General features: G+C 37.0%; 29 protein-coding genes. 14 read left to right on the top strand and 15 right to left on the bottom strand.

The features are described from left to right. Positions 1–57: 57 nt before the first annotated feature. Positions 58–462 (bottom strand): hypothetical protein, encoded by a 405-nt coding sequence (locus KI338_RS06195; RefSeq protein ID WP_212920140.1) that lies wholly within the window; start codon positions 460–462, stop codon positions 58–60. A 154-nt stretch (positions 463–616) separates the two neighbouring features. Between KI338_RS06195 and KI338_RS06190 the strand changes: the two genes are divergently transcribed. The 4 genes from KI338_RS06190 (at position 617) to KI338_RS06175 (ending at position 5,433) form a co-directional block, all read left to right on the top strand. Further along, entirely contained in the window at positions 617–1,087 is a 471-nt protein-coding gene (locus KI338_RS06190) for a GyrI-like domain-containing protein (RefSeq protein WP_212920139.1), read from the top strand. Positions 1,088–1,208: 121 nt separating this feature from the next. Then, positions 1,209–2,726, top strand: coding sequence for a D-alanyl-D-alanine carboxypeptidase/D-alanyl-D-alanine endopeptidase (gene dacB, locus KI338_RS06185; RefSeq protein WP_212920138.1), 1,518 nt, complete (start codon positions 1,209–1,211; stop codon positions 2,724–2,726). A gap of 151 nt (positions 2,727–2,877) precedes the next feature. Further along, entirely contained in the window at positions 2,878–4,578 is a 1,701-nt protein-coding gene (locus KI338_RS06180; RefSeq protein WP_212920137.1) for a methyl-accepting chemotaxis protein, read from the top strand. A 291-nt stretch (positions 4,579–4,869) separates the two neighbouring features. Further along, positions 4,870–5,433 carry an NADPH-dependent FMN reductase gene (locus KI338_RS06175; RefSeq protein ID WP_212920136.1) on the top strand — a complete coding sequence of 188 codons (564 nt, stop codon included), beginning with the start codon at positions 4,870–4,872 and terminating at the stop codon, positions 5,431–5,433. A 105-nt stretch (positions 5,434–5,538) separates the two neighbouring features. On the opposite strand, the gene KI338_RS06170 is transcribed toward KI338_RS06175, so the two are convergent. The 9 genes from KI338_RS06170 to KI338_RS06130 all read right to left on the bottom strand — a co-directional run bounded on the left by KI338_RS06170 (position 5,539) and on the right by KI338_RS06130 (position 12,645). After that, positions 5,539–5,847, bottom strand: coding sequence for a TFIIB-type zinc ribbon-containing protein (locus KI338_RS06170; RefSeq protein ID WP_212920135.1), 309 nt, complete (start codon positions 5,845–5,847; stop codon positions 5,539–5,541). A 16-nt stretch (positions 5,848–5,863) separates the two neighbouring features. Further along, on the bottom strand, positions 5,864–7,096 hold the full coding sequence (locus tag KI338_RS06165; RefSeq protein WP_212920134.1) for a hemolysin family protein: 1,233 nt from the start codon (positions 7,094–7,096) through the stop codon (positions 5,864–5,866). Between the two features lie 97 nt (positions 7,097–7,193). Further along, positions 7,194–8,360 carry a TraB/GumN family protein gene (locus KI338_RS06160; RefSeq protein ID WP_212920133.1) on the bottom strand — a complete coding sequence of 389 codons (1,167 nt, stop codon included), beginning with the start codon at positions 8,358–8,360 and terminating at the stop codon, positions 7,194–7,196. A 142-nt stretch (positions 8,361–8,502) separates the two neighbouring features. Further along, positions 8,503–8,904, bottom strand: a complete 402-nt coding sequence (locus KI338_RS06155; protein ID WP_212920132.1) for a Spx/MgsR family RNA polymerase-binding regulatory protein — start codon at positions 8,902–8,904, stop codon at positions 8,503–8,505. A gap of 36 nt (positions 8,905–8,940) precedes the next feature. Continuing rightward, on the bottom strand, positions 8,941–9,234 hold the full coding sequence (locus KI338_RS06150) for a hypothetical protein (RefSeq protein ID WP_212920131.1): 294 nt from the start codon (positions 9,232–9,234) through the stop codon (positions 8,941–8,943). A gap of 21 nt (positions 9,235–9,255) precedes the next feature. Further along, on the bottom strand, positions 9,256–9,687 hold the full coding sequence (locus tag KI338_RS06145) for a DUF5392 family protein (protein ID WP_212920130.1): 432 nt from the start codon (positions 9,685–9,687) through the stop codon (positions 9,256–9,258). A 16-nt stretch (positions 9,688–9,703) separates the two neighbouring features. Further along, positions 9,704–10,387: a zinc metallopeptidase gene (locus KI338_RS06140; protein ID WP_212920129.1), complete on the bottom strand. Its 684-nt coding sequence runs from the start codon at positions 10,385–10,387 to the stop codon at positions 9,704–9,706. Between the two features lie 229 nt (positions 10,388–10,616). After that, positions 10,617–11,978, bottom strand: a complete 1,362-nt coding sequence (locus tag KI338_RS06135; RefSeq protein WP_212920128.1) for a sensor histidine kinase — start codon at positions 11,976–11,978, stop codon at positions 10,617–10,619. Next, a complete protein-coding gene (locus tag KI338_RS06130; protein ID WP_212920127.1) occupies positions 11,971–12,645 on the bottom strand; it encodes a response regulator transcription factor in 675 nt (224 codons plus the stop codon). The genes KI338_RS06135 and KI338_RS06130 overlap by 8 nt, the downstream gene beginning before the upstream one ends. Positions 12,646–12,795: 150 nt before the next feature. On the opposite strand from KI338_RS06130, the gene KI338_RS06125 reads away from it, so the two are divergent. After that, complete coding sequence (locus KI338_RS06125; protein ID WP_212920126.1) at positions 12,796–13,530, top strand: CAP domain-containing protein; 735 nt, start codon at positions 12,796–12,798, stop codon at positions 13,528–13,530. A gap of 398 nt (positions 13,531–13,928) precedes the next feature. Here KI338_RS06125 and KI338_RS06120 read toward each other — a convergent pair whose 3' ends face one another. Both KI338_RS06120 and KI338_RS06115 read right to left on the bottom strand, forming a co-directional pair. Next, a complete protein-coding gene (locus KI338_RS06120; protein ID WP_212920125.1) occupies positions 13,929–14,120 on the bottom strand; it encodes a hypothetical protein in 192 nt (63 codons plus the stop codon). A gap of 223 nt (positions 14,121–14,343) precedes the next feature. After that, complete coding sequence (locus tag KI338_RS06115; RefSeq protein ID WP_212920124.1) at positions 14,344–15,429, bottom strand: LuxR C-terminal-related transcriptional regulator; 1,086 nt, start codon at positions 15,427–15,429, stop codon at positions 14,344–14,346. A 130-nt stretch (positions 15,430–15,559) separates the two neighbouring features. Here KI338_RS06115 and KI338_RS06110 point away from each other — a divergent pair, with 130 nt between their 5' ends. Beyond that, entirely contained in the window at positions 15,560–16,453 is an 894-nt protein-coding gene (locus KI338_RS06110; RefSeq protein WP_212920123.1) for a 3-hydroxyacyl-CoA dehydrogenase, read from the top strand. A gap of 184 nt (positions 16,454–16,637) precedes the next feature. Here the strand turns inward: KI338_RS06110 and KI338_RS06105 are convergent, their stop codons facing one another. Then, positions 16,638–16,910, bottom strand: a complete 273-nt coding sequence (locus tag KI338_RS06105; RefSeq protein ID WP_212920122.1) for a hypothetical protein — start codon at positions 16,908–16,910, stop codon at positions 16,638–16,640. 192 nt (positions 16,911–17,102) lie between these two features. Between KI338_RS06105 and KI338_RS06100 the strand changes: the two genes are divergently transcribed. The 5 genes from KI338_RS06100 (at position 17,103) to KI338_RS06085 (ending at position 19,973) form a co-directional block, all read left to right on the top strand. Then, entirely contained in the window at positions 17,103–17,276 is a 174-nt protein-coding gene (locus KI338_RS06100) for a DUF4083 domain-containing protein (protein WP_212920121.1), read from the top strand. A gap of 145 nt (positions 17,277–17,421) precedes the next feature. After that, positions 17,422–17,532, top strand: coding sequence for a putative holin-like toxin (locus KI338_RS17720; protein WP_244853432.1), 111 nt, complete (start codon positions 17,422–17,424; stop codon positions 17,530–17,532). A gap of 289 nt (positions 17,533–17,821) precedes the next feature. Then, positions 17,822–18,202, top strand: a complete 381-nt coding sequence (locus KI338_RS06095) for a DUF4440 domain-containing protein (RefSeq protein ID WP_212920120.1) — start codon at positions 17,822–17,824, stop codon at positions 18,200–18,202. A 42-nt stretch (positions 18,203–18,244) separates the two neighbouring features. Further along, positions 18,245–18,730 carry a tetratricopeptide repeat protein gene (locus KI338_RS06090; RefSeq protein ID WP_212920119.1) on the top strand — a complete coding sequence of 162 codons (486 nt, stop codon included), beginning with the start codon at positions 18,245–18,247 and terminating at the stop codon, positions 18,728–18,730. Positions 18,731–18,776: 46 nt separating this feature from the next. Further along, positions 18,777–19,973, top strand: a complete 1,197-nt coding sequence (locus tag KI338_RS06085; RefSeq protein WP_212920118.1) for an MFS transporter — start codon at positions 18,777–18,779, stop codon at positions 19,971–19,973. A gap of 122 nt (positions 19,974–20,095) precedes the next feature. On the opposite strand, the gene KI338_RS06080 is transcribed toward KI338_RS06085, so the two are convergent. Beyond that, entirely contained in the window at positions 20,096–21,394 is a 1,299-nt protein-coding gene (locus tag KI338_RS06080) for an arsenic transporter (protein WP_280530731.1), read from the bottom strand. 231 nt (positions 21,395–21,625) lie between these two features. On the opposite strand from KI338_RS06080, the gene KI338_RS06075 reads away from it, so the two are divergent. Then, on the top strand, positions 21,626–21,889 hold the full coding sequence (locus KI338_RS06075; protein WP_212920117.1) for a hypothetical protein: 264 nt from the start codon (positions 21,626–21,628) through the stop codon (positions 21,887–21,889). Between the two features lie 123 nt (positions 21,890–22,012). On the opposite strand, the gene KI338_RS06070 is transcribed toward KI338_RS06075, so the two are convergent. Further along, positions 22,013–22,921: a LysR family transcriptional regulator gene (locus KI338_RS06070; protein ID WP_212920116.1), complete on the bottom strand. Its 909-nt coding sequence runs from the start codon at positions 22,919–22,921 to the stop codon at positions 22,013–22,015. A 143-nt stretch (positions 22,922–23,064) separates the two neighbouring features. Between KI338_RS06070 and KI338_RS06065 the strand changes: the two genes are divergently transcribed. Together KI338_RS06065 and KI338_RS06060 are read left to right on the top strand one after the other, a co-directional pair. Beyond that, positions 23,065–24,087, top strand: coding sequence for an alpha/beta fold hydrolase (locus KI338_RS06065; RefSeq protein ID WP_212920115.1), 1,023 nt, complete (start codon positions 23,065–23,067; stop codon positions 24,085–24,087). 342 nt (positions 24,088–24,429) lie between these two features. After that, positions 24,430–24,765, top strand: a complete 336-nt coding sequence (locus KI338_RS06060) for an ArsR/SmtB family transcription factor (RefSeq protein ID WP_212920114.1) — start codon at positions 24,430–24,432, stop codon at positions 24,763–24,765. Positions 24,766–24,824 lie beyond the last annotated feature (59 nt).

Raw genomic sequence — 24,824 nt, 5'->3', positions numbered from 1 at the left:
TCATTGAGACAATTTACCAATAAAAACTGCGAAGCCATTCTTTTCTTCAGGCATCATTTAGGGGGCACTAGAAAATGTTTCTTTAACCGTAATAGACGGGATTAATTTGGTGACTTTGCAATCCTTAAACTCATCCTCTTCTACTAACCCCAGCTTAAAGGCAGATTCTAATTTTTCTTTGTCCGTTGTTCTTGTTACTATAATAAAATCCTTAAGGTTCATCTCATCTAGTTTCTTCACTGCAATAGCATCATCATAGCTAGTAGATACCCTTATTTGCCTTTGTAATTTGTAATTACCCCGCTGGATTTCCCCTTTTTTCTCTTTTCCATAAGAAGCATCCAAAATGTCATGGAATTTCTTTTTCAAATGATCCATTTCTTGTTTAACTTCCTTTTGCAGCTTATTTAATTCATAATAACGCTTTATTTCCTCTTCCGTAATGGATAACATTCCTTCCATCCCTTATTCCCCCTATCAAAAAATTCTTTCATTCATATCTATGACGACGGAATATGCTTCATGCTAAAAATAGACAAGCCGATGTGATAGAAAGAAAGCATATTTTTTGTTTTAGGGGAATATGAATGGTGAAAAATATGGAGGTGTCATCAATTTGGGACCAAAAATCATAAAAAAAGATTCCTTTCAGCTCATCGGTTATCATCTTTTAACAAACTTACAGAAAATAGGAGAGGAACATATTACTGAAAATATGGTTTCAAGATTAGGTAAAATAAAAGAAAAAATTGAAAATAAAGTTACTGACGATATTTATGTTTTACAACTATATCCGTTTATAGAGGAATTTAACCCCTTTGAAGATTATTATCATATCTTCATCGGCTATGAGGTACAGAAAGTGAGAGGAGTCCCTTCAGAGGCTGATATCTATACGGTTGAAGAAAATATGTATGTCCACACCGAATTTCACGGGAAACGCACCGACACGTATAAGGCCTATGACTTTCTCTATAATAACTGGATGGAAGAAAATCGCTGCATCCCTCTAGGCATGGAACTGGAGATATGGGATAATAATGAAAATCATACAGAAATTTGTATTGCGATTAACAAAATAAAATAATTCTTTTTCTCCTATAAAGCCTTTCTTCCATTGGAAATACTAGCAAAGTGGTCTTTATACCTAGGATAAGCTTCTTATTCTATTCATATAATTGTAAAAAATGGATGAAGGAGTGGAAATAATGAACACGGCCAAGCTTTGGAAGAAAGGCATTCTCCTACTAATGCTAATACTCTTAGCCTTTGCACCATTTACTTCCCTTGAAAAATCACAACCTGTGAATGCCTCAACTGAAACCACCCAGGACCAGTCCCTAGCTGAAAAACTTACTTCCATCTTAACGAACAATTCACTAAATGGCACAACTACAGGAGTTAGCGTGAGAAAAGCGGACACAGGAGAACTACTCTATTCATTTTACGGTGACCATCGCTTACATCCCGCATCTAACATGAAAATACTTACTACCGTAGCTGCCTTAAAAAAGCTCGGACCCGATTATCAGTTTTCTACGGAAGTTTTAACGGATGGCAGAGTACGGGGCAATGTTCTACAGGGCAATCTGTATCTAAAAGGAAAAGGTGATCCCACGCTTCTGAAAGAGGATTTAGATCAAATGGCAGCAAAGCTAAAATCGCTTGGAATTAAGCAGATTAATGGTAATTTAATTGGAGACGACTCTTGGTATGATGATGTTAGACTTTCACAGGATTTGAACTGGTCTGATGAACCATTTTATACTGGGGCTCAGGTTTCTGCTTTAACCCTGTCTCCAAATGAGGATTATGATGCTGGAACTATAATAGTTGACGTACTTCCGGGAAAGAGCGTCGGGGATAAACCAATCGTTACGCTTACACCACAAACAGAATATGTAGAAATTGTGAACAAGGCTGAGACAGTAAAGAAGGATCATTCCAAGACTATTTCAATAGAGAGGGAACACGGTTCCAACCGAATCTTTATCACTGGCGCTATACCTTTAGAAGGGTCTAGTTCAAGATCTTGGGTTTCGATTTGGGAGCCTACAGGATATGCAGTCGATGTATTTAAAAAATCATTAGAAGAAAATAACATAACCATAATTGGAAGAGGTAGAGCCACTGTGGGTAAAGTACCAGCAAATGCGACCCTACTCACAGAAAGAAAATCAATGCCTTTACATGAATTACTTATTCCATTTATGAAGCTTAGTAACAACGGGCATGGTGAAACACTTGCCAAAGAAATGGGAAGAGCCGTTTATGATGAAGGAAGCTGGGACGAGGGATTACGTGTAATGAAAGAAGTACTTGGAAACTACGGTGTAAATACTAGTACGTTACTACTTCGCGACGGCTCAGGAATGTCACACAAAAATCTGATTCCAAGTAATGAATTATCACAATTATTGTTTGCGATTCAAACTGAGGATTGGTATCCAGCATTTGAGAAGTCATTACCTGTTGCAGGTAATACAGAACGGCTTGTTGGTGGAACACTTCGCTCTCGAATGCTAAATACAGCAGCAGCCAATAATGTTTTAGCAAAAACAGGATCATTAACAGGTGTTTCCTCCCTATCTGGATATGTGACAACGAAGGACGGTCATAAACTAGCATTCTCCATCATCGTTAATAATTACTTAGGCGCTTCAAGTACGATAACTAAAATTGAAGATCAAATTGCAATAGCACTTGCGGAACACGAGCTGGAATAGGGAATGGTGAGGGCTTAACTCTTAGGAGTTAGGCCTTTTTTTAAGGCCAAATGACCACCTCCCAATAATTAGGACCAAATACCCAAATGTCTATCGTTTTAATATATAATCATATTGACTAGGTTTTAATTATATTAATGGAGGTACTTTCATGAGAAAAGGAATCACAAGGCAATTAGGGGTTATTATAATTGGTGTATTTTTAATTTCTTTACTAATAACTTCAGTTTCCAACTATTGGGTTACATATAAGCATACATACGAGGCAGCAGGTATAGAAGCAGTAGGCTGTGCGAATATTACAACTGGTCTAATTAGTCCAGATGATATGGAGGCTCTATTAAATGGTAATATGCAAAAAGCAAAAGAAATGCAGGAAAGTATCAACTGGACTGTTGAGCATAAGCATATATTTGAAGACCAGTACATTATTGGACTAGATGGCAAAATTTTAGTAGCAGATAGAAATTTAGAAGACCAAGGTGTTTCTATTGGTGATTCCTTTTATCTAGATGAAAACTTAGTAAAGAAAATTATCGAAACAAAGGAACCAGATTATTCAGAGATATATGAAGAAGCTGGAATGAAACGATTAACTGGTTATGCACCTATTTTTAAAGACAATGACCCCACCCAAGAAGTAATCGCCCTTAATGCTATTGACTTTAATGCGAACATTGTTACAGAAAGAACGATTAATTCTGTAAAGAGTAGTGTATTACTTGGACTTATTCCGTTAATTATTGCATGTATTTTTACAATTTTTATCATAGGTAGAAAGACAAAACCACTCTCTACGTTCATTTATTATGCAAAACAAATTGCAGATGGTGACTTAACTGTCGATAAGATAAACGTTAAAAATAAAGATGAGATTGGGCTATTAGCCGAAACCTTAAATCAGATGTCCACAAACCTATCATTAGTCATCCAACGCTTTAACGAAAGCGCTGATCAAGTGGCAACCTCTTCTAAAGAACTTGTGGAACATGTTAAACAAACAAATGCAACGACCGAGGAAATAGCAGTCACGATGGAAGAATTATCTGTTGGTGTTGAAACACAGGTACGAACAATGGGAGAAACCAGCATAACTATCCGCGAGATGTCAAACGGTATACAGCAAATTGCAGAGAGTGCAAATAATGTATCTAATATCGCACATGAAGCAACTGATAATGCAACAAAAGGAAAGGATTCCGTTATCGTTGCCATTCAGCAAATGAACGAGATTAAACATACTGTAAATGGATTATCACAGATTATTAAAGGGCTGGGAGAACGTTCCAGAGAAATAAACCATATTATTGAAATCATCACCGAAATTTCTGAGCAAACCAATCTTCTTTCCCTTAATGCTTCCATTGAAGCAGCTAGAGCCGGAGAACAAGGACGCAGTTTTGCCGTTGTAGCGAATGAAGTTAAAAACCTTGCCGAACAATCGGAAAAATCATCATCCCAGATTTCAGCTCTAATAAATGCGATTCAGGATGAAGTAGAGACCGCAGTGAATACGATGGATATTGTTACAAATGAAGTTATCGCAGGAATCGGGGTAGTCACTGAGGCTGGAGATTCCTTTGAACAAATAAATAACTATATTCAGGATGTTTCTATAAAGATACATGAGGTTTCATCTGCCGTACAGCAAATGAGTGTTGGAGCTGGTAATATTTCTAACACAATGAATCATATTACTGCTATATCTGAGACAGCTGCGGCCAAGTCCCAAGAAGTCACCTCTAGAACAGAACAGCAAGTTAATCTAATGAATCAGATTAATACTTCTATCCATAATCTCTCTATTGTTGCAGAGCATTCACGTGAGATTATTAGTAAATTTAAAAGCTAAATCCTCAAATTCAGTTCCATGATTAAACCGTTTGAAAAGGTGGTCCCATCGAAGGTTATATTTTTCAATCTAGCTTTCGGGATATGTACCCCCTTTCATACGGTTATTTCGTGTTAGCTATGCATTTTATAATTACTTTTTGTAAGTAAATTATTTATAGTTGCAAAAGGGACAAACACATGATAAGATTACAAATGTTGATAATAAATATATTGAATTAGAGATAATTTATTTCAATATTTTTACCCGTCTTTAATTCAATGATGTACTACATCTAGAGGAGGAATTAATATGTTAAAAATAGCAGTCGTACTAGGTAGTGTGCGTGAAGGAAGAAATGGTGAAGCTGTAGCTAATTGGATGCTTGACTTCGCTTCAAGCCGTAATGATGAAGGTGTGGAATATGAGTTAGTTGACCTTGCTAACTACAGCCTACCATTACTTGGTGCAAAGCTTCCGGAAGTTGGAAAAGAAGAGGCTCAAGCAACTATTAAAGCTTGGTCAGAAAAAATGGCTTCATTTGATGGATATATCTTTGTAACACCTGAATATAATCATGCGGTTGGTGGAGCATTGAAAAATGCATTAGATTACTTAAATGCAGAAGTAAATAACAAAGCTGCAGGTTTTGTTGGTTATGGTAGCCTTGGTGGTACTCGTGCACATGAAAACCTACGTCTAATCTTAGGGGAATTACAGGTTGCAGATGTTCGTACAGCTGTTACTTTCTCACTTCTATCTGATTTTGAAAACTTCAGCGTATTTAAACCTGCTGATTATCATGCAGACAATGCAAATGGTATGCTAGATCAAGTTATCGCTTGGAGCACTGCATTAAAACCATTACGTTCATAATATAAACAACCCCCGCTTAGCATGCTAAGCGGGGGTTTATTACTTATTATTCTAAGCTTTTTTCAAAAACCTGTTCTGCTTTCATTATACATAATGTGCATTATCCTAAAATAAGTCATCAAATAAATCCAACATCTTCTTTTTCTTCTTTTTCTTATAGCCATACGGATTGTACTTTTCATCATACCCATGAGGATGTGTCTTATTTTTATATTCTGGCGTCTCACGAAACTTACGCTCATAGGAATCAAATGTATCCTCATAAAACTGTTGATCCTCTTTCAACCCTGTACTAATCTTTTCTAGTTCACCTCTATCCAGCCATACACCTTTACAACTTGGACAAATATCAATTAAGACATCCCCCTTTTGAACCTCTTTCATTCGTACATTATCACAAATAGGACAGTTCATTTTATCTTCCTCCACATCAGGCTAAATTTTCTTTAATAATTTGTATTTGCTTTAAGGTTCTTCCGTCAACCTCTAGTATTTTAAACTTCAAGTTATCTCGTTCCAAAATATCTCCCTGCTGAGGAAAACGAATGAATTCGGTTAGTAAGTATCCTGAAAGTACATCTTCTTCTTCAGGTATCTCCGTATCGAAAATGGAGTTTAGACGGTGTAGCGTGATTTTTCCATCACATATAATTTCTGTATCCGTTAATTTTTCAACCAACTTCTCACTTTCAAGGTCCATTTCATCTTCAATTTCTAACCCGATCATGGCCTCAATAATATCCTCATGTGTAATAATGCCCTCTGTTCCTCCATATTCATCTAAAACAATAGCTAAATGCTTCCGATCCCGTGTCATTTGTCTAAAAATCATCTCAATCGAATGGAATTCAAAGAAAACCATCGGCTCCAAGTCACAAAATGATTCTAGTCTTTTTTCTGGTTCGATAGACCAGGTCAATAAATACTTCGAATGGAACACCCCAATAATATTATCGATGTCCCCTTCATAAACTGGGTATCTTGTATACTGATTTTGAATAACAATATCCCGAACCTCTTCATATGTAGCATCATGAGGAACTGCCACAATATCAATTCGAGGAGTTTTCATAACGTCCTTTACGTTTAAATCCTGGAAATCGAGAACTCCTTTGATACGGTAGGATTCCTCTTGCTTAAATGTCCCTTCTGTACCGGCAATATCTACCATTGCTCGAAGGTCCTCTTTCGATATAGAGACATTGTCGTCGTCATCCTTTGAAAGCCATTTAACTACTAGTCCAGTTAAGCCATTTAATAGAAATGTAAATGGCTTAAATATTATCATAAAAAAGCGAATAATAGGATATACAATATAAGCAATTCGATCTGGAAAAGCAGCAGCTATTGACTTTGGTAGTACCTCTGAGAACACGATAATCGTTACAGTCAAAACAGCTGAAGCAATAGCAATGTTAGCGCCAAGCTCCATCGCTACCATGGTTACTAGAGTAGGTAAAATAATATTAGCAATGTTATTTCCAATCAAAATGGTAGTAATGAATTCACTTGGTTTGGAAACTAGCTCTAACAATTTGGCAGACTTATTGTCATGTTGATTTGCTTTTGTTTGTAGTTTCATCTTATTTGCTGCAGTTAAAGCAGTCTCACTACCTGAAAAGAAAAATGATGCACATAATAAAATGATGATCGCAATGATCACTAGAAAGTTCCCCCTTAGGATTTTCAAACATGAATATAGTAATTAATACTTTTAATATTTCTAATTTAGAACAGAGATCATTCTGGTCCCTATTTACTTATAAATGCTCAATGAACAAACGAATTACATCTGCACCACCTACAAAGGTTCCAATTGAACTCCCAATATTAGCAAAGATGACTACTAAAAGAACACGAGTCACTTTATTGTTCCAAAATCCCTTTAAACTATGAACATCCTCCGTTAGGCTTTCGAAATCTCGGACATTTGGTCTTTTAAACGCAGCTTGAACAAAGCCTGCAAACCAGCCTGCAGCAAGGAATGGTTCCAATGATGTAATCGGTGCTGCAATGAAGGCAGTGACTACAGCAAGCGGGTGTCCAAAGGCAAGTAGTGTACCTAGTGCTGACAACGATCCATTCCATAAAACCCAGCTAATAACCTGGGCAACACCAGCTTCTGCATTTGTCATAAAGGTGTATACAATGAGGGCTATAATGAGAATAGGTATCGACCAGCCAATAAGTCTAGGAATTTTCGATTTTGGTGGTAGCTTGGTGAGAAGCCCTAGGTCATGATTCTTTTTAATTTGCTCCTTGATTCCCGGAACGTGTGCTGCACCTAATACAGCAACTATTTTTTCTCCTGGTGCTTCTTTAATTTTTTGTGCAAGATATTGATCTCGTTCGTCAATTAAAGGTGTCTTTAGCCTCGGGAAGCTTTCTGTAAACTCCTGGAGCATAGAATCAATCATATCTTGGTTTTTCATCTTCTCTAGCTCTTCCTCTGTTATGGTCTCCTTCGTGAAGATGCTCGCTATAACTTGAGTTAACAGCATTGCCTTTCCCTTTAAACCAATACCGCGCCAGATCCTGGAAAATGTTGTTTGAATATTTCGGTCTGCAAGCACTAAATTTGCTCCAGTTTCTTTTGCTGACTCGATGCCTTGAATCATCTCTTGCCCTGGATTAATCCCAAATTGGTTAGCCATCCGCTTCTGAAAGGAAGAAATGGCAAGATTCATTAATAGCAAGGATGACTTGCCATTCTTAATAATTTGAAAAATGTCTGTATCCTTCCACTTGTTTCCTTCTGTAATCGATTTATATCGTTGCTCATCTAATTCGATACAAACAGAGTCAGGCTGTTCTCTCTCAATCACTTCTTTAACCTGCTCGGCACTGTTTTTCGATACATGGGCAGTGCCAATTAAGATAATCTCTTTTCCCTCTATTTGCAATCGTGATATATTTTCTTCGGACATTGGTTACCTTCCTTTGTATCTATATAAATTTAATAATAAACTAGTTTGGAATAAATTTGAATAATTTTACTACTAACTTAGAAAAAACGTAACCGCTTCATTAGGGGTTACGTTTTTCCTAAGTTAGTCTTTCTCATTTATTTCACATCGGAAGGTAATTCATTCGCCACTGTAACCATTGTCTTTCTCTTGTTTTCCGTGGCAAAAATTGTCTAATGTCATCCACATGAAACCCTACCTGTAATCGTTTATCATCAAGCATGATTGGGCTTCTTAATAGTCTTGGATGTTCATGAATTAGTTCCAGCAGCTCTTGTAATGGAAGGGAATCAATATCCACATTTAATTCTTTATATACCTTTGATCTTGTTGATATAATTTCTTCTGTACCTTCAACCGTTCTTCGCAAGATTTGCTGTAGCTCCTGTACTGTTAAAGGTTCCCTTAAAATGTTTCGTTCCACAAATTCTATGTTATTTTTTCTAAACCAATCTTTTGCTTTTCTTGTTGATGAACACGCTGCTCCATAAATCATAACAGTCATCGATCATTCCCCATTTCAACTAAAGTTTTGAAAATCTCATACATTTTTTCCTACATGCCGCTTATACGTTTCAATAAATTGCTTTGGAGAAGACTTCACGGTATACGAGTACACACCACGTATAGTATGTAAGTAAAGAAGGCCAACCCCTTTACTACCGATTTCACGGAAAGACATATCTAAAACTTCCTGAATAGGAAATTCACGATGCTCACTCGTAATTTTGCTTTTATATAGACGTAAGTAGCGCCAGTGTTCCAAATCTACCTGTTCCAAACTATCTACCTTACGTTCAATCTTTACATATTCCTGCTCGGCTAATAACTCCACTAAATCCCTCCAGCTAGCGCTTTAGTGACTTATCTCTCGATTCTCTTCTTCCAAGAATCGAATGAAATAATTCATTGCAAATGCAGGCTGCTCTTTAACCAATTTAATATACCGGTCTTTTATGGAATCTACCAAAGCACTACTTTTTTCAATTCGGTTTATAATGAAATCCTCACTTACCTTTATTACTTCTTTGCGCTGTAGCTTCACCTCTCTAGATAAAGCAAAACCAAAGGCACCCATCACCGCATAGATGACTAATGAAAATGTAGTCCTTGTGTCTGGCATAATGAACAACATAAATAACAAATTAATGAGTGAAAACACGATTAACGGAAAAGCCCAAAATGAATATTTTGATATCCTTTTTATGAATGGTGCGATTGCCTCATTTAACGTATCTACTTCTTTCTTGATAAAGCTTGGCATATCAGTTATTGGTAAATAACTCATTAAACATCCCACCTTCTTAACTATTTCGTTCACGAAAAATCATGATGTATTTTACTAATTCAAGTAAAGCGATTAAGGTACTTGCTACATAGGTCAAAGCCGCCGCATTTAAAACCTTACCTACGCCTTTCTCCTCTTGATTCGTAATCATTCCAAGTGTAATTAATTTATTTCTAGCTCGACTCGATGCGTTGTACTCAACAGGTAGGGTGACGAGCTGAAAAACGACTGCTGCCGCAAAAAAAACAATTCCAATTCCAATTAGACTCGGTATGGAAAAAATGAATCCAGCAATTAATAAAAATGGTGCTAGCTGGGAGCTAATATTCGCCACTGGAAAAAGCTTATGACGAAACACTAGCATGGAATAATGATTCGCATGCTGGATAGCATGCCCAACCTCATGTGCAGCAACCGCCAGAGAAGCGATAGATTTCCCGCGATATACAGGCTCCGAAAGTCGAACAACCTTAGCTGTCGGATCATAGTGATCGGATAATGCTCCTCTTCTTGAAAGCTCAATCCTTACATCAGAGAGTCCTTCACTATCTAAAATTTTCCTTGCTACTTCTACACCTGTCATCCCAGAGGATGAGCCTATTTTAGAACCTTTTCGGAAATTACGCTGTACAAGACTTTGTGCCCACATCGCAAGTCCAAAAGCGATAATTATTAAAAAATCCATTGGATGAAAGAACATGTCTATTCCCCCTAGCTGTTCTTACTCTTATATTCAGACTTGCCAATTTCATCCTAGATTAATACCCTTTTTTTGGAGTATCACTTATCTATACGAAATTACTTTGTACTTCGTTTCACAAATAAAGAAATTTCTAATGATCTTATTTTGTTTTTAGTATAAATTATAAATATGAACTGAATATGAACTGAAAAGGACTAAGAACAAAAAATTGTTCCTAGCCCTTTTTTTAGTGCCTGATTGGTATTTTTACTGTGAATGTTGAGCCCACCCCTTCTTCACTGATAACATGAATACTGAACTTATGGATCGATATTATTTTCTTCACGATAGAAAGCCCTAATCCATTTCCATCGATTGAACGGTTTCTAGAACGATCCACTTTATAGAAACGACTGAATAAGTTAGGTATTGCCTCTCCCGGTATTCCAATACCGTAATCTCTAACTAGTACATGAATTTGACCACCAGCAATTTTAATAGCAATTTCGATGGTTCCATTATCATGGGAATATTTTATCGCATTTATAACTAAATTAAGCCATACCTGCTCCATCAAATCCTTATCAGCAAATATTTCAACAGGTTCTAAATCTAGCTCTATGGATAGATTCTTTTTTTCCCACTGTGGCTGGGTTGTTAATATCGATTTTCTTAATTGTTCATCAAGACGATAGGAAACGGGGTGGTATGGATGGTGCTCTGAATCCAGTGATGCCATACGTAATAAGTTATCACTTAACCTCGACATTCGTTCAATCTCTTGATAAATTATGGTTAGGTATTCCTTCTGGTCTTCCTTTGGAACTACATCATCCATAATGGCTTTTGTAAATCCTTTTATCGAAGTAAGGGGCGATTGTATTTCATGAGAGACATTACTAACAAAGTCTGCTCGCATCATATCAATTTTTTCAATCTCAGTTGCCATATGATTAAAGCTATCGATTAGTTCCCCAACCTCATCCTGGTTTTTGCCTTCCTTTTTCTCTACTCGTACTGAGAAATCCCCTTTAGCAAGCTTTCGTGCAGCATGGGTCAAATTCCTAATGGGTTTTACTAAATAGGTCGATGCTAGGAGAATTAAGAGACTACCAACCATTAACACAATAACTAAAGACATAAAGATTCCTTGTTGAATATCCTCAAACTCATCTTCATAATCAATTCGTGTAATTAGTGCATATTTTTTCCCTGATACGTTAATTGGTACACCTATAATTCTAGCTGACCTGTTATCTTTATCCACCAAAACAACGGGGTCATCAAAGGTATGTCTAAGAATCTCCTCTACATCCTTCTTCCGTATCTGTAAACGATCATCGCCTTCATTAACAAAAAATGTATATTCCCCATTGGTAATAAGGATATTTAAATTCTCATCATCAAATCCCCTAATCAATTCCGGTATGCTTTCTGGTCCTGTCATTTGAATTACCTGGGCAATACCCATGGATATTTTTGATAATTCTTCCTTAAATATTTCTTCTTGATTTAGAGAGAACGGTGTTAAAAAATAGGAAATAAAAATACTGATTAATACTACAGAAATAAATGTCTGTACAATTTTTAAATACAGGCTTCTAAACATCCTTGTCCTCCAGCCTATACCCAAGACCTCTTACGGTCGTAATCGTTATATCTTCAAATACCTCTAGCTGTTCTCTTAACCGTTTTATATGCACATCGACTGTCCGTTCATCACCCTCATAATCATAGCCCCAGATTTTCTCGATTAATTGATTTCGGGTGAATATTTTTCCCGGTGAACTAGCTAGCACAAACAATAACTCACATTCCTTTTTCTTTAATGAAACTGTCTCCTCTTCCGTATAAACAGTTAAACGGTCTTTATCAATAGTAACTGACCCAAGCTTAATTCTATTTTCAATGTTGATATTATAACGCTTTAACAAAGCCTCAACTCGCAGAATCAATTCCACTGGATCAAAGGGCTTTACTAAATAATCATCTGTCCCTGCGCGGAACCCCTTTACCTTATCCTGTGACTCCGCCTTTGCCGTTACCATCAGAATAGGAATGTCTAAAAAGGAACGAATATCTTCTGTGAGTTCATAGCCATCCACATGTGGCATCATGACATCGACAATTGCCAAGTCAATCGTGTTTTTTCCTAGAAGATGTAGCGCTTCCTTACCGTCAGCCGCCTCAATCACATGATAATGACTATTCTCCAAATAAAGCCTTATTAATTTCCGTATATGTGCATCATCGTCTACAACTAGGATTGTATTCATGTTTCTTTCCTTCCTCAAAACGTATTCTAATGCTAGTTTAGCGGATAGCTATTTAAACGTAAAATAGGAAGTTGTGTTTTTTATATTTCCATCAATATTTTCTCAATGAACTACTAATACTATGACAAAACCATTAAGGAGTGAAAACAAATGAAAAAAAATTACTTGAGAATTCTTTTCTCTATCGTATTGATTGCAGCATTATCTGCTTGTGGCACTAACAATAATGATAATGCTAATCAAGATAGCCAAAATAATCATAATAACCAAGATAATCGAGATAACACGAATCAAAATAATGACAATATCTCGAGCCTTAGTACAGACCAGTCCAGTGATAACTACCCACATACGCAGCCAATACAAACGCAAGAAGCTAAATATAAGTTCCAGGAGATTCCGAATGGACAAGCTCCATCACCGAATACTGGGACAAATAATCTAGAGAAACAAGAACAGCCACAGAACCAGCCTGCTAAGCAGCAACAATCAAATCAAAATTATTCCCTTAGTAATTTTGAAAGTGATGTTGTTACGTTAACGAACAAAGAACGAGCACAGGCTGGAGTTCCCGAACTACAAATTGACCAAAGCTTAAGTCAAGTTGCAAGGGAAAAATCGAATGATATGCAGCGAAAAGGGTATTTCTCCCACACTAGCCCAACATATGGTTCACCATTTGATATGATGCGTGACTTCGGAATTACCTACAAAGCAGCTGGTGAGAATATTGCCCAAGGGCAGACCACACCTGCGGACGTAGTAAATGCTTGGATGAATAGTGAAGGACACCGTGAGAACATCTTAAATCCAAATTTCACCCATATCGGTGTAGGATATGATCCAGATGGACAGCATTGGACACAGATGTTTATTCAAAAATAGGCTTTATGGAATAGGCTGAGGCCAGGACAATAACCCAGTAAATAAAGAAGAGTGGTACTCGCTAAAACAGGTGAATAGCACTCAATTTGTGTACACAAACAAGGACACCTTTTGATAAATTAAAGTTAACGAACAATAATTTTTGGAGGTGTCCGTATGTTTAAACATTTCTCATAGCACTCATTATTAAACCCAAATTTGGGCTAAAAAGTAGTACCAAAAGGTGTTTCAAAATCCAGGTATCGACTACACCCTTTATGAAAGTGTCTTAACGTACATAAATAGCCTGTTTTTCACTTTAAAAATCCCTTCGCGCACAAAACATCCGAAATGTTTGACGGCACCTCTTTCTGTAGCGATTTTCTCATCCTGGAAATAAATAATCCTCGTAGATTACTTCAACTTATAAAGTCGCTTCTTTTACAATAATGACCAATAGTATCATTTTCGCCATTTAATGGTTTTACTATTTCTCCATCTTTATCTATTACAATACTTTCAGTTTTCTTATCTTCGGTAATAAACAAAAAGTAAGTTAAAAGACCAGTAATAGCAGCCGTTGTTAATATAATCAAACTTCTTTTTTTCATCGTTGACTCCCTTCTCATATGTTTTAAATTATTTGATTGCCGTTACCTTATTTGTTTGTCCTTCAATTGGGTTATCAACGACAAAATAGAAATACTTTTTTGTAATACGTTATATAGTGCTCCATGGGAGATAATAAGATTCAGATACGTCCAATGGACTTGAGAGCATAGTGTGCGTATTGACCCCAAACCCTCCTTTTTTAGAGGTGAGTTTAAATTTGATTTAGTCCACCAACCCCATACGAAAAGCCATTGCTATGATTTGTGTTCGATTCTTTGCTCTCAATTTAATCATTAATTTTTGGATATAATCTCGTACTGTAAACTCACTTAAGAACATTAATTCTGCCATTTTCTTATTACTATAGCCTTCTGTGAGTAAATGAAGAACGGCTAATTCATTTTCCGTAAGATCTAGAGGATATTTGTATCTTTTTCCCATTTGCTTCCGTGCTAAATACATCCCTAAACGATCCCCAACCTTTTCTAAAATATCAAGCTGGAGCTTTGTACAATCAAAAGGTTCTCCACGCTGATCAAGGGTAAGCCATCCGTATAACTCATGCTCATGTGTAATCGGTATAAAAATAATAGAGGACAGTTCAAACATCTCAATGGCTACTTGTTGTACATATGGGTCTGGCTTTTTTAGAAATAATGGCCTTTTCAAAGCAAAAACTGGCTCAGATTCTATTTTCCCCCGTAATAAATGAACCTTCGCTAATTCCTCACCAATCACTCCTGAGAATTCCTTTAACCAGGGATTATAGCTTACAAATACACAGCGCTTGAATCCGAATATCTCTTCTACTCTAGCTACTATATAAGGTAAATCTTCCGTTCCATTTCTTTGAATGAGGACCTCACTAAATTTGTCTAATTGCTGCAAATATTTTGGTTTTCTTTCCGTTATTTCCAGGGGATGTTCCACCCAATCTAAATAGTAGGTAGTTACCTTATGTAACAATTCGTTATGAAAACCTAACAGCGCTTCTTGATTGGATTGTTTTTGCTCAACGAGAACACTCTTAAATGATTCATGAAGTATTTCTAGAAAAATATAAGGATCTAATACTGACATATCATTACTAAACATTTGTACCCAATGATTCAGTTGCATTTCTTCAATTTTAGTATATTTGATCTGTGATGTAACAAAGTCGGTAAATGCTGTGACAAATTGGTAGAGTCCTTGCTTCTGATTGGTTTCTATATTTCTATTCTTTTCTATTAATATAGCAGCACAGTTCATGATTTCATCCTGATTAATCTTACTAAATAATAAATACTGGAATTCGATTTCCTTCATAGTAAACACCTACATTTGCATGGGATATATCCGTAAAAATACCTATTAAACTATGTTTATTATGACACAAAAGTCCTATAAAATGAAATTGATAGATTTATATTTTAGAGTTATTCAAAGGGGAATGAATATGGATTTCAAAAAGATAATGGTCGCAGGTAGTGGTGTATTAGGTAGCCAAATCGCCTTCCAATCAGCATTTTTTGGTTATCATGTAAACGTATATGATATCAATGAAGCTGCTATTAATGTAGCGAAGGAACGTTTTTCTAAATTAAAAGCTGTCTATGCAGGCTACTTCCAGGATTCAGATAAAGCAGAAGCTGCAATTGGTCGTATATCTTTCTATACCGATTTAGCGGATGCAGTAGCAGATGTAGATTTGATGATCGAAGCTGTTCCAGAGGTTGTAGGTATTAAGCAAGATTTCTATCAAAAGCTTGCAGAGGTTGCACCAGAGAAAACGGTATTCGCTTCAAACTCTTCTACCATGTTGCCAAGTCAATTTGCAGCGTTTACCGGTCGTCCTGAAAAGTTTTTAGCACTACATTTTGCTAATTCCATTTGGCAAAACAATACTGCTGAAGTTATGGGACATCCGGGAACTGATGCTAAATATACAGAGCAAGTAACTGACTTTGCTCGCTCCATCGGTATGATTCCTTTCGTACTAAAGAAAGAGCAGCCTGGTTACATCCTTAATTCTTTATTAGTACCACTTTTAGATGCAGGTCTTTCTTTATGGGCAAACGATATTGCAGACCCTCAAACAATTGATAAAAACTGGATGATCTCAACAGGAGCTCCAAATGGTCCATTTGCAATTCTCGATATTGTCGGTATGGAAACACCATACAACTTAAATCTAGCAAAAGCAGAGCTAGACCCTACTTACAAAGCAATTGCAGAAAAACTTAAAACGGAAATGATTGATCAAGGTAAAATGGGAGTGTCTTCTGGTGAGGGCTTCTATAAATACCCGAATCCAGCATTTCTAGAGCCTGACTTTTTAAAGCAAAACTAAATAAAAAGAACAAGTGCGATAGCAAGTTAGTTGGCTTGTTATCGCACTTTTATTTTTATACCTATTTGTATATACGCAATCCTAATATAACTATCGTATTAGTTGTTCACTTTGATTTTCAGGAACGACCAATCCACTCGTTACGCCCTACTTTTAGGGGGAATTACTCTTTTGCTTACCAGTTTTAGCTTCTCCTACCATTTTCGGGACGCAATAGCGCTTTTTGCTTACCGGTTTTGGCTTCTCCTACCATTTTCGGGACGCAAATCAGCTTTTGCTTACCGATTTTGGCTTCTCCTACCATTTTCGGGACGCAATTGTGCTTTTGCTTACCGATTTTGGCTTCTCTTACCATTTTCGGGACGCAATAGCGCTTTTGCTTACTGATTTTGGCTTCTCCTACCATTTTCGGGACGCAATAGTGCTTTTGGTTACCGATTTTGGCTTCTCCTACCATTATTCGGGTTAAGCTACCATTCTATTTGCAATCCCTAATGTTCATGTCGCAATAAACCATCATTAATAATTCTAGATACAGGAATCATTGTAGCAAACATTCTACCAAATAGTATAATTCAAAAAAATCACTAACAAAATTTGATTTATTATGGTTAAATATAATTAATCATGTTATTAGGAGGAAAAACAAATGGATGGTTTTCATATTGGGGACATGCTAGCGCAGTTGTTTTTTCTTGGTTTTATCGTATTAGTTATCGTACTAATTGTAGGATCAATCCGCTCAAATAGGAAGATGAAAAACCAACTAAATCATATAGAAAAGAAGCTCGATACTCTAATAAACGATAAAAGCGATAATTAGGTACAATTTACCCTTCCCTACTTGTGACTATCGTAGGATTACGAACAATCTATGTTAGGATAAACTAGACCTATGCATGGTAAGTCGTTAGGGTGGGATTTTCACTTCCCTCTGGATCCATTTCATGGTGAAAGGGGGGATGCCTTTGGAATTAGTAGTATCAATTCTGATGTTACTAGTCGCAGCTGGTTCATTTTTGATATCGTTGCTTGCGTTCATTAGGCAGTTAATTGATGATAAGATTAACAAAAAGTGAACCCCCACCCGTGACGGCTAATCACTTATTTGGGTGAGGGTTCTTTGTTCATTTTAAATGAATAAATGTTCAGAGGGCATTCCACACCTGAACTTCTTAACCATGCGAGCCGGGGATGGTCGGAAACATCCTCGGTTCATCCTATGAAGATTTGCCATTTATTATACATATCCCTCCTTTTTATGTCCACACCTATCTAACATTATTTATTATCCAAAGATATATAATTAACTGAATATTTATGCTATGATTCTAGAGATAATACTTTCTAATTAGAGAGGGATTCGCGATGAAGGATTTTGAATCTACATTACAAAACTATTATTCTAGCTGGAATGAGGGCTTTAAGACAAAGGACGATACCCATATTCGTAACTTTATGTCTGAACGCTTTGTTGGGTACTGGGCCTTTTCGGGGATTGAAAAACCAGAGGAGTATTTCTTTGACTATGATATTGTTTCCGTTTTAAATCAATACAAGGAAGATACAAAAAAGGAATTTAACGTAATAACCAAAACAGAACGAAAGAATGGCGAGAACTGTTTGGTTTTTGGCACTGAAACAAGCCTTATCGAAGGAAAGCCACATCAGGCTAAAGTGATGTATGTTTGGGGCTTAGAAAATGAAGAATGGAAGTTGCAGCGAGAGTACATCGAGATGGAACAATAAAATTTATTTAATAAACTTTTGAATCAGTAAAGGATGAAAAAAATGAAAGCAAAACTAGAAAGAGCAATTTTTCTTCGATCACAAAATAGATTAGTAGAATCCAATAGCTTATTACTGGAGTTGGTTAAAGCTCATCCAGAGAATGCAGTAGTTCATTATCAATGCGCCTGGAGCTTCGATGTGTTAGGGAAAGAATCAGATGCTGTTCCTTATTATGAAAAAGCAATTGCTCTAGGATTATCCGGTGAGGACCTAGAAGGCGCATTATTGGGATTAGGAAGTACTTATCGTACGCTTGGTAACTATGAAAGGTCTAAGCTAACCTTTGAAAAGGGAATAACCTTGTTTCCGAACAATCATGCCTTACGTGTGTTTTATGCCATGACTCTATATAATCTGAATCAGCCAAAGCAGGCAATGGAAATACTATTAAACTGTTTAGTTGAAACAACTTCAGATGAAAAGGTAAAACAATACAAAAGAGCAATTCAGTTTTATGCGGACAAGCTTGACCAGGTTTGGGAATAAAGCGAGGTTTTAAATTCACTAATTACTGGACGTAAGGGGTAACTAAATGTTTCATCATAAAAGCTTTCGTGCCATTTGGCTTAGCAATGCTACCTCCGAATTAGGAGGGGCTTTACTTACAGCTTGTAACTCCATATTAATCTACCAACTAACTGGCTCAGCAACTGCACTTGGTTCTGTTTGGCTAATCTATTATATCCCTTCATTTTTCATGCAGCTTTTCATTGGTCCTTATATCGACAGGTGGAGCCGAAAATGGATCATGATAGGCTGCCAAATCATACGATTTCTTCTAGCACTAGGGCTACTAATTTCACTATTACTTGATAACTTTACTATCGTATTTATATTGGTTATCCAAATCATTATTGGCTTAATCATGCCTATATTCTCCCCTGCTAATCAAGCAATTTTGCCAACTATCATGGAAAAGGAACAGCTTTCAAGAGCAAATGCCTCATTAGATAGTGTTAGACAAGTTATGGTTATTACGGGGCCGATTGTTTCCGGTGTATTTGTTGACTTCTTCGCATTAGAATGGGTAATTAATATTATTGTTCTTGCCTTTGCAATCAGCACCATTCAGCTTCTAAGCATTCATGAAAACTATCAACGAAGCAAAACTAGAAAACCTTGGCTTCATGAGTTCCAGGAAGGGCTAAAACATTATGGGAAACATAGACTAGTCGTTTGGCTTGGTGTATTTTTTGGATTTGTCCAATTTGGAGTCGGTGTAACTATTGTTACCACGATACCTTATATTACGACAATTCTTGATCAGCCATATTCAGCCTATGGGATATTTATGGCCGGCTTTCCGATTGGTTACCTCATTGGAGCTTTTATCAATCAAAAGATAGGCAATTTAAGAGGTTTAGGTATCCTTTTTGCAACTTTATTTATTAGTGGCTGTACATACCTTTCCCTTGGGTTTACACCTTGGTACACACTAGCTGTAATAACCGAACTGATTGCTGGAATAGTGATAGCATTGTTTAATATTTATAACATCACACTTATCCAACAGGTCATTCCCAATGATGTCATGGGAAAAGTAACTTCTGTTCGCTTATTAATCATGCGAACCATGATGCCATTAGGGATATTATTTGCCACGATAAGTGCGGATTTTATTGGAATTCGAGTGTTGTATTTGGTGATTGGAAGTGTTATTTGTATAACTGCCGCCTTCGGATATTGGTATTTGAGTCGGCAGCAATTATCGCAAACTGTGCCATTATAATATTTCCGACATAATTCATGAGTTGCCCATATAAAAGTGCCATGGATCCCCCCCCATGGCACTCATTCATTTCCAAGTTACTGCAAAACGTTTTATCCGTTCTCCTACTTCATCCCGACACTCTAGAACAGGTTCAAGGTTAAATATAGCCCTATTAATGTGATAAACAAGATAGGAATTGTTAGCAGTATACCCGTTTTAAAATACGTACCCCATGAAATTTTCACACCCTTTTGAGACAAGACATGGAGCCATAATAGGGTAGCTAATGAACCAATTGGTGTGATTTTTGGACCTAGATCGGAACCAATAACATTAGCATAAATTAGTGCTTCACGGATTACACCCGTTGTATTCGTATCCGCTATTGCGATTGCATCAATCATGACGGTAGGAAGATTATTCATGATGGATGATAGGATTGCCGCAGTAAATCCCATGGAAACTGTTGCAACAAATAATCCCTGGTCTGCAGAAAGTTGGATAAGATTAGCTAGTAGCTCTGTTAATCCAGCATTCCGTAATCCAAATACAACAACATACATGCCAATAGAGAAAAAAACAATCTTCCAAGGTGCCCCTTTGATAACGGACACTGTGTTAACTACCTTACTTCTTCTAGCGACTAGTAAAAAGAAAATGGCAATAACCCCAGCAACAACTGAAACTGGTAAATTGATAAATTCACTAATAAAATATCCGACTAATAAGACTGAAAGGACATACCAAGAAACACGTAACAGCTTTTTGTCTTTAATCGCTTCAGTCGGTTCCTTTAATTGGGTAATGTCATACTCTCTCGGAATACTTTTTCTAAAGTAAGTAAATAAAACAAGGATTGTTGCGACTAGTGAAAATAGATTTGGAATGATCATTCTTATTGCATACTCTATAAACCCTATATGAAAGAAATCTGCAGAGACGATGTTGACTAAATTACTCACAACAAGTGGTAATGAAGTCGTATCTGCGATAAATCCACTTGCCATAATAAATGGAAAGACCATCTTTTCCTTAAAATTTAGGTTCCGAACCATGGCTAGGACAATTGGAGTAAGTATTAGTGCTGCTCCATCATTAGCAAAAAAGGCTGCAACTATTGCACCTAATATACTCACATAAAAAAACATCCGTATTCCATTACCTTTAGCTATTCTCGCCATATGTAAGGATGCCCATTCAAAGAAGCCAATTTCATCCAATATCAAAGAGATAAGAATGATTACGACAAATGCTAATGTTGCATTCCATACAATTCTCGTAACCTCTAAGACATCTTGAAAATCAACCACCCCAAAGAGTAGTGCAAGAATAGCCCCTCCACATGCAGACCATCCAATGGATAATCCTTTTGGCTGCCAGATTACTAATGCTAGTGTGGCTATAAAAATAATGATTGCTAGTATAATCGTTGCTGACAAAATAGTTCCTCCTTAAGTTACCACGGGCAGTTCAAGCTCTCTATTCCCAATTCTTAAGGATATAATGATTTGCTTAGAGAATCAATTAATCTTTTTCATAGCGAACCCTTCTCATATACAGTAGGTATTCAGAATTTTATGGTAAAATTGAATTGATTCGAGAAATCTCGTTAATTATCTAGTTTGTTAATTTGATAGAAATAATGGAATAAATACATAGGGGGAATACACATGGGGAAGGTTAGTTTCATTTCTGGAATCGTATGTATTGCATTAGGTGGAATATTGTACACGACGGAAAGATTTATTGCTGTTTTTCAATACGGAATAGAGGTTGTTCCAGTAAAACTTAATGGAAATGGCTCACTCCCAAGCGAGCCAAGTATGCCAGCTATTTTTGATAATTTTTTTGTTGGATTATTATTATTTCTTGGGCTTGCATTACTCGCATACGGAATCGTTCACACCTTCAAAAATAACGTTCATTTAAAATAATAGCTAAATCTAGTAAGGCATCTTGGTAAACAAACCAAGATGCCTTACTATTTAGTAAATATTATAATTCTATTAGTAATACCATACAAGATTTACAGTATGGTAAGGTGAAATATTGATAAGCTAGATGTTCTTCGTTTCAACCCCTGTAGCCATAACCTCTCTTGCTACTTCTATGAAGGATAATATGATTGGTGAAAGCCACTTATCTTTATGCCAGGCCATCTGTGTATATACGTGTAGGTTTGGAATTTGCCATGGAAGGGGCACTAGCTCACCCCGTTCGACTTCGGCTTCCACCGTTATTTCAGGAAGGAAAGCAATTCCTATTTCAGCGATTGCACATTGTTTAATTGCTTCAGCATTTTGAAATTCTAAATACGTAATACTATCAATACCCTTTTTCTCAAATGACCGGTCAAACATGGTTCGATAGGTACATCCCTTTTCATTCACTAGGAACACCTCTCCATGAAAGTCTTCCTGTTGGAGTATAGGTTGTTTCGCGAGACGATGATCTGGCGAGACGAAAAAGCGAAATGTTTCTTCCACTAACGGTTCGACTGTTAGCCCTGTCGAGAGAATGGGTTCATCCAACATAAAGACTATGTCGGCAGTTCCGTCGAAGAGCGTTTGCTTAAGCTCTTGATTAGGAACAGAGCGGAAGATAAGACGAACCCCGGGATGCTGTAAACGAAATTGCTTAAAAACATTCGGAAGTCGATAGGCACAAAGAACCTCGTTGGCACTTATGGTTAGTGTGCCACTTAAATGTTCATTCTCATGAACGATACTACGAGCTTCATCCAACTTGTCTAGAACGCTCTGGACATGAGTTAAAAAACGTTTACCTGCAGTTGTGAGGACAAGTTGCTTACCTAAGCGATCAAAGAGTCGAACACCAAGCTCTTCCTCCAATGCTTTTATCTGCATCGTGACATTGGAGGGGACGTAGTTTAGCACTTCTGCAGCCCGACTGAAGTTTAAGGTGGATGCAACCATGCGGAACGTATTCAATTGGCGCAATTCCATGACACTCCTCCATTCAACTTTCAATATTATTGAACACTACTTTGATTTTTGTTCACTTTTTTTGAGACTAACACAGCTTTATACTAATAACAAGAAATACATTCATAACGTTTGTATTTCAATTTGAAGGGAGAGACAATGCAATGGATTATGAAATTTTTGATTTAGGTGACGTAACATTACAGTCAGGAGTGACGTTACCAAACGCCTTTCTTGCATATAAGACTTATGGAAAATTGAATGAAAGAAAAGATAATGTGATTGTCTATCCGACTGCATTTGGTGATCAGCATATGCAGAACGAATGGTTGATTGGAGAAGGCATGGCACTAGATCCAAATGAATATTTCATTATTGTTCCAAATCTATTAGGGAACGGGTTATCCTCGTCTCCTAGTAATACGCCTCCTCCATTTGACCGGGAAAACTTTCCGCAGGTTACTATCTATGATAATGTACAACTCCAATATCGGCTGGTAACAGAAAAATTCCGTATTCAAAAGATTGCTCTTGTAGTCGGATGGTCTATGGGAGGCATTCAATCATTCCAATGGGGAGCAAGTTATCCAGACATGGTGGAACGAATTGCACCTTTCTGTGGAGGGGCAAAAACTTGGCCACAAACTTTTGTTGTTCTTGATGGTATGAAAGCTGCGCTCATGGCGACAGTTGGCTTCGATTCAAGTAAGTTAAACCAGCTGACTTCTAAAGACATGCGTGCTGTTGGCCGTGTCTATGCGGGATGGGGCTTGTCTCAGTCATTTTACCGAGAGGAGCTTTATCAAGTAATGGGATTTGACTCATTGGAAGACTTTGTAGTGGGAGTCTGGGAAGATAGCTTTATGAAGATGGATCCGCATAATGTCCTTGCCATGTTATGGACAGGGCAGTTTGCTGATATTAGTGCGAATCCGACCTATAATGGTGATTTTGATGAGGCGCTTAGAAGCATCAAGGCGCACGCCTACATCATGCCAGGAATCAGCGATCTATTCTGTACGGCGGACGACAATAAATATGAGGCTAAGCTTATACCGAATGCTACTTTTAATCCTATTGATTCAGTATGGGGCCATTTTGCCGGTCGCGGAATTAACCGTGTCGATAATACATTTATTGATGCCAGCCTAAAACAATTGTTGGCGACTAGTGTAACGGATAGTTAATAACTGTTCAACAGGATGTTTCTATTAAGTGCAGTGGTGTAGGATTCCGGTACAGAAATTGATGATTTATTGTGGAATGTATGATGGGGAATCAGATAGCTACTTGGATTTTTATAGATCGGTAGATGTCTACAAGGTATCGTAGAGAATATATTTCATAGGAATATGTAAAACAAGGATATACTTTATTAATATATAACCGAGGATGCTACTATCATTCTCGGTTATAAAATATGTAGAAGAACTTTTTTCCCTTCGGACAAAAAAAGTGAAATCAACTTTGGTAAAATTTTTTCATTATATGTATTGACACGTATATATGTTTAAGTGTATATTAAGGGCATGAATACAACTACGATGCAAATAACATTACAGACAATCGCAGAGCCTAATCGTTTTAACATTGTGGAGCTTTTGAAAAAAGGCCCCCGCTCTGTAAACGAAATTGTTATGGCACTCAACATTGGCCAGCCACAGGTGTCTCGTCATTTACGCATTTTGAGCGAGACAGGAATAGTACGGTCTCGTACGAAGGGACAGATGCGAATATATAGTCTTGAAGCTCAACCATTTCAGGATTTAGATGCATGGTTCGATTCCTTTAGTGTTTTATGGGAGGAACGACTAGATAACTTTGAGGACTATATGATCGACATTTTACGAAAGGAGGATAAATAGCTATATTTTTTCACTTTCCGCATAGGAAGGTAAACAGTAGGTTAACAAGCTAACAAGGG

The sequence above is a fragment of the Ornithinibacillus bavariensis genome (assembly GCF_018333235.1).
Classification (GTDB): Bacteria; Bacillota; Bacilli; order Bacillales; family Amphibacillaceae; genus Ornithinibacillus; species Ornithinibacillus bavariensis.
The sequence above is the reverse complement of the archived record's forward strand: the minus strand, read 5'-3'. Positions and strand labels throughout refer to the sequence as shown.

Excerpts from the sequence above, each read along its gene's own strand:
- KI338_RS06195 (WP_212920140.1), bottom strand. The coding sequence starts at position 462 with ATGGAAGGAATGTTATCCATTACGGAAGAGGAAATAAAGCGTTATTAT.
- dacB (WP_212920138.1), top strand. The coding sequence starts at position 1,209 with ATGAACACGGCCAAGCTTTGGAAGAAAGGCATTCTCCTACTAATGCTA.
- KI338_RS06180 (WP_212920137.1), top strand. The coding sequence starts at position 2,878 with ATGAGAAAAGGAATCACAAGGCAATTAGGGGTTATTATAATTGGTGTA.
- KI338_RS06175 (WP_212920136.1), top strand. The coding sequence starts at position 4,870 with ATGTTAAAAATAGCAGTCGTACTAGGTAGTGTGCGTGAAGGAAGAAAT.
- KI338_RS06170 (WP_212920135.1), bottom strand. The coding sequence starts at position 5,847 with ATGAACTGTCCTATTTGTGATAATGTACGAATGAAAGAGGTTCAAAAG.
- KI338_RS06160 (WP_212920133.1), bottom strand. The coding sequence starts at position 8,360 with ATGTCCGAAGAAAATATATCACGATTGCAAATAGAGGGAAAAGAGATT.
- KI338_RS06155 (WP_212920132.1), bottom strand. The coding sequence starts at position 8,904 with ATGACTGTTATGATTTATGGAGCAGCGTGTTCATCAACAAGAAAAGCA.
- KI338_RS06145 (WP_212920130.1), bottom strand. The coding sequence starts at position 9,687 with ATGAGTTATTTACCAATAACTGATATGCCAAGCTTTATCAAGAAAGAA.
- KI338_RS06140 (WP_212920129.1), bottom strand. The coding sequence starts at position 10,387 with ATGTTCTTTCATCCAATGGATTTTTTAATAATTATCGCTTTTGGACTT.
- KI338_RS06135 (WP_212920128.1), bottom strand. The coding sequence starts at position 11,978 with ATGTTTAGAAGCCTGTATTTAAAAATTGTACAGACATTTATTTCTGTA.
- KI338_RS06130 (WP_212920127.1), bottom strand. The coding sequence starts at position 12,645 with ATGAATACAATCCTAGTTGTAGACGATGATGCACATATACGGAAATTA.
- KI338_RS06125 (WP_212920126.1), top strand. The coding sequence starts at position 12,796 with ATGAAAAAAAATTACTTGAGAATTCTTTTCTCTATCGTATTGATTGCA.
- KI338_RS06120 (WP_212920125.1), bottom strand. The coding sequence starts at position 14,120 with ATGAAAAAAAGAAGTTTGATTATATTAACAACGGCTGCTATTACTGGT.
- KI338_RS06115 (WP_212920124.1), bottom strand. The coding sequence starts at position 15,429 with ATGAAGGAAATCGAATTCCAGTATTTATTATTTAGTAAGATTAATCAG.
- KI338_RS06110 (WP_212920123.1), top strand. The coding sequence starts at position 15,560 with ATGGATTTCAAAAAGATAATGGTCGCAGGTAGTGGTGTATTAGGTAGC.
- KI338_RS06105 (WP_212920122.1), bottom strand. The coding sequence starts at position 16,910 with ATGGTAGGAGAAGCCAAAATCGGTAACCAAAAGCACTATTGCGTCCCG.
- KI338_RS06100 (WP_212920121.1), top strand. The coding sequence starts at position 17,103 with ATGGATGGTTTTCATATTGGGGACATGCTAGCGCAGTTGTTTTTTCTT.
- KI338_RS06095 (WP_212920120.1), top strand. The coding sequence starts at position 17,822 with ATGAAGGATTTTGAATCTACATTACAAAACTATTATTCTAGCTGGAAT.
- KI338_RS06090 (WP_212920119.1), top strand. The coding sequence starts at position 18,245 with ATGAAAGCAAAACTAGAAAGAGCAATTTTTCTTCGATCACAAAATAGA.
- KI338_RS06085 (WP_212920118.1), top strand. The coding sequence starts at position 18,777 with ATGTTTCATCATAAAAGCTTTCGTGCCATTTGGCTTAGCAATGCTACC.
- KI338_RS06075 (WP_212920117.1), top strand. The coding sequence starts at position 21,626 with ATGGGGAAGGTTAGTTTCATTTCTGGAATCGTATGTATTGCATTAGGT.
- KI338_RS06070 (WP_212920116.1), bottom strand. The coding sequence starts at position 22,921 with ATGGAATTGCGCCAATTGAATACGTTCCGCATGGTTGCATCCACCTTA.
- KI338_RS06065 (WP_212920115.1), top strand. The coding sequence starts at position 23,065 with ATGGATTATGAAATTTTTGATTTAGGTGACGTAACATTACAGTCAGGA.
- KI338_RS06060 (WP_212920114.1), top strand. The coding sequence starts at position 24,430 with ATGAATACAACTACGATGCAAATAACATTACAGACAATCGCAGAGCCT.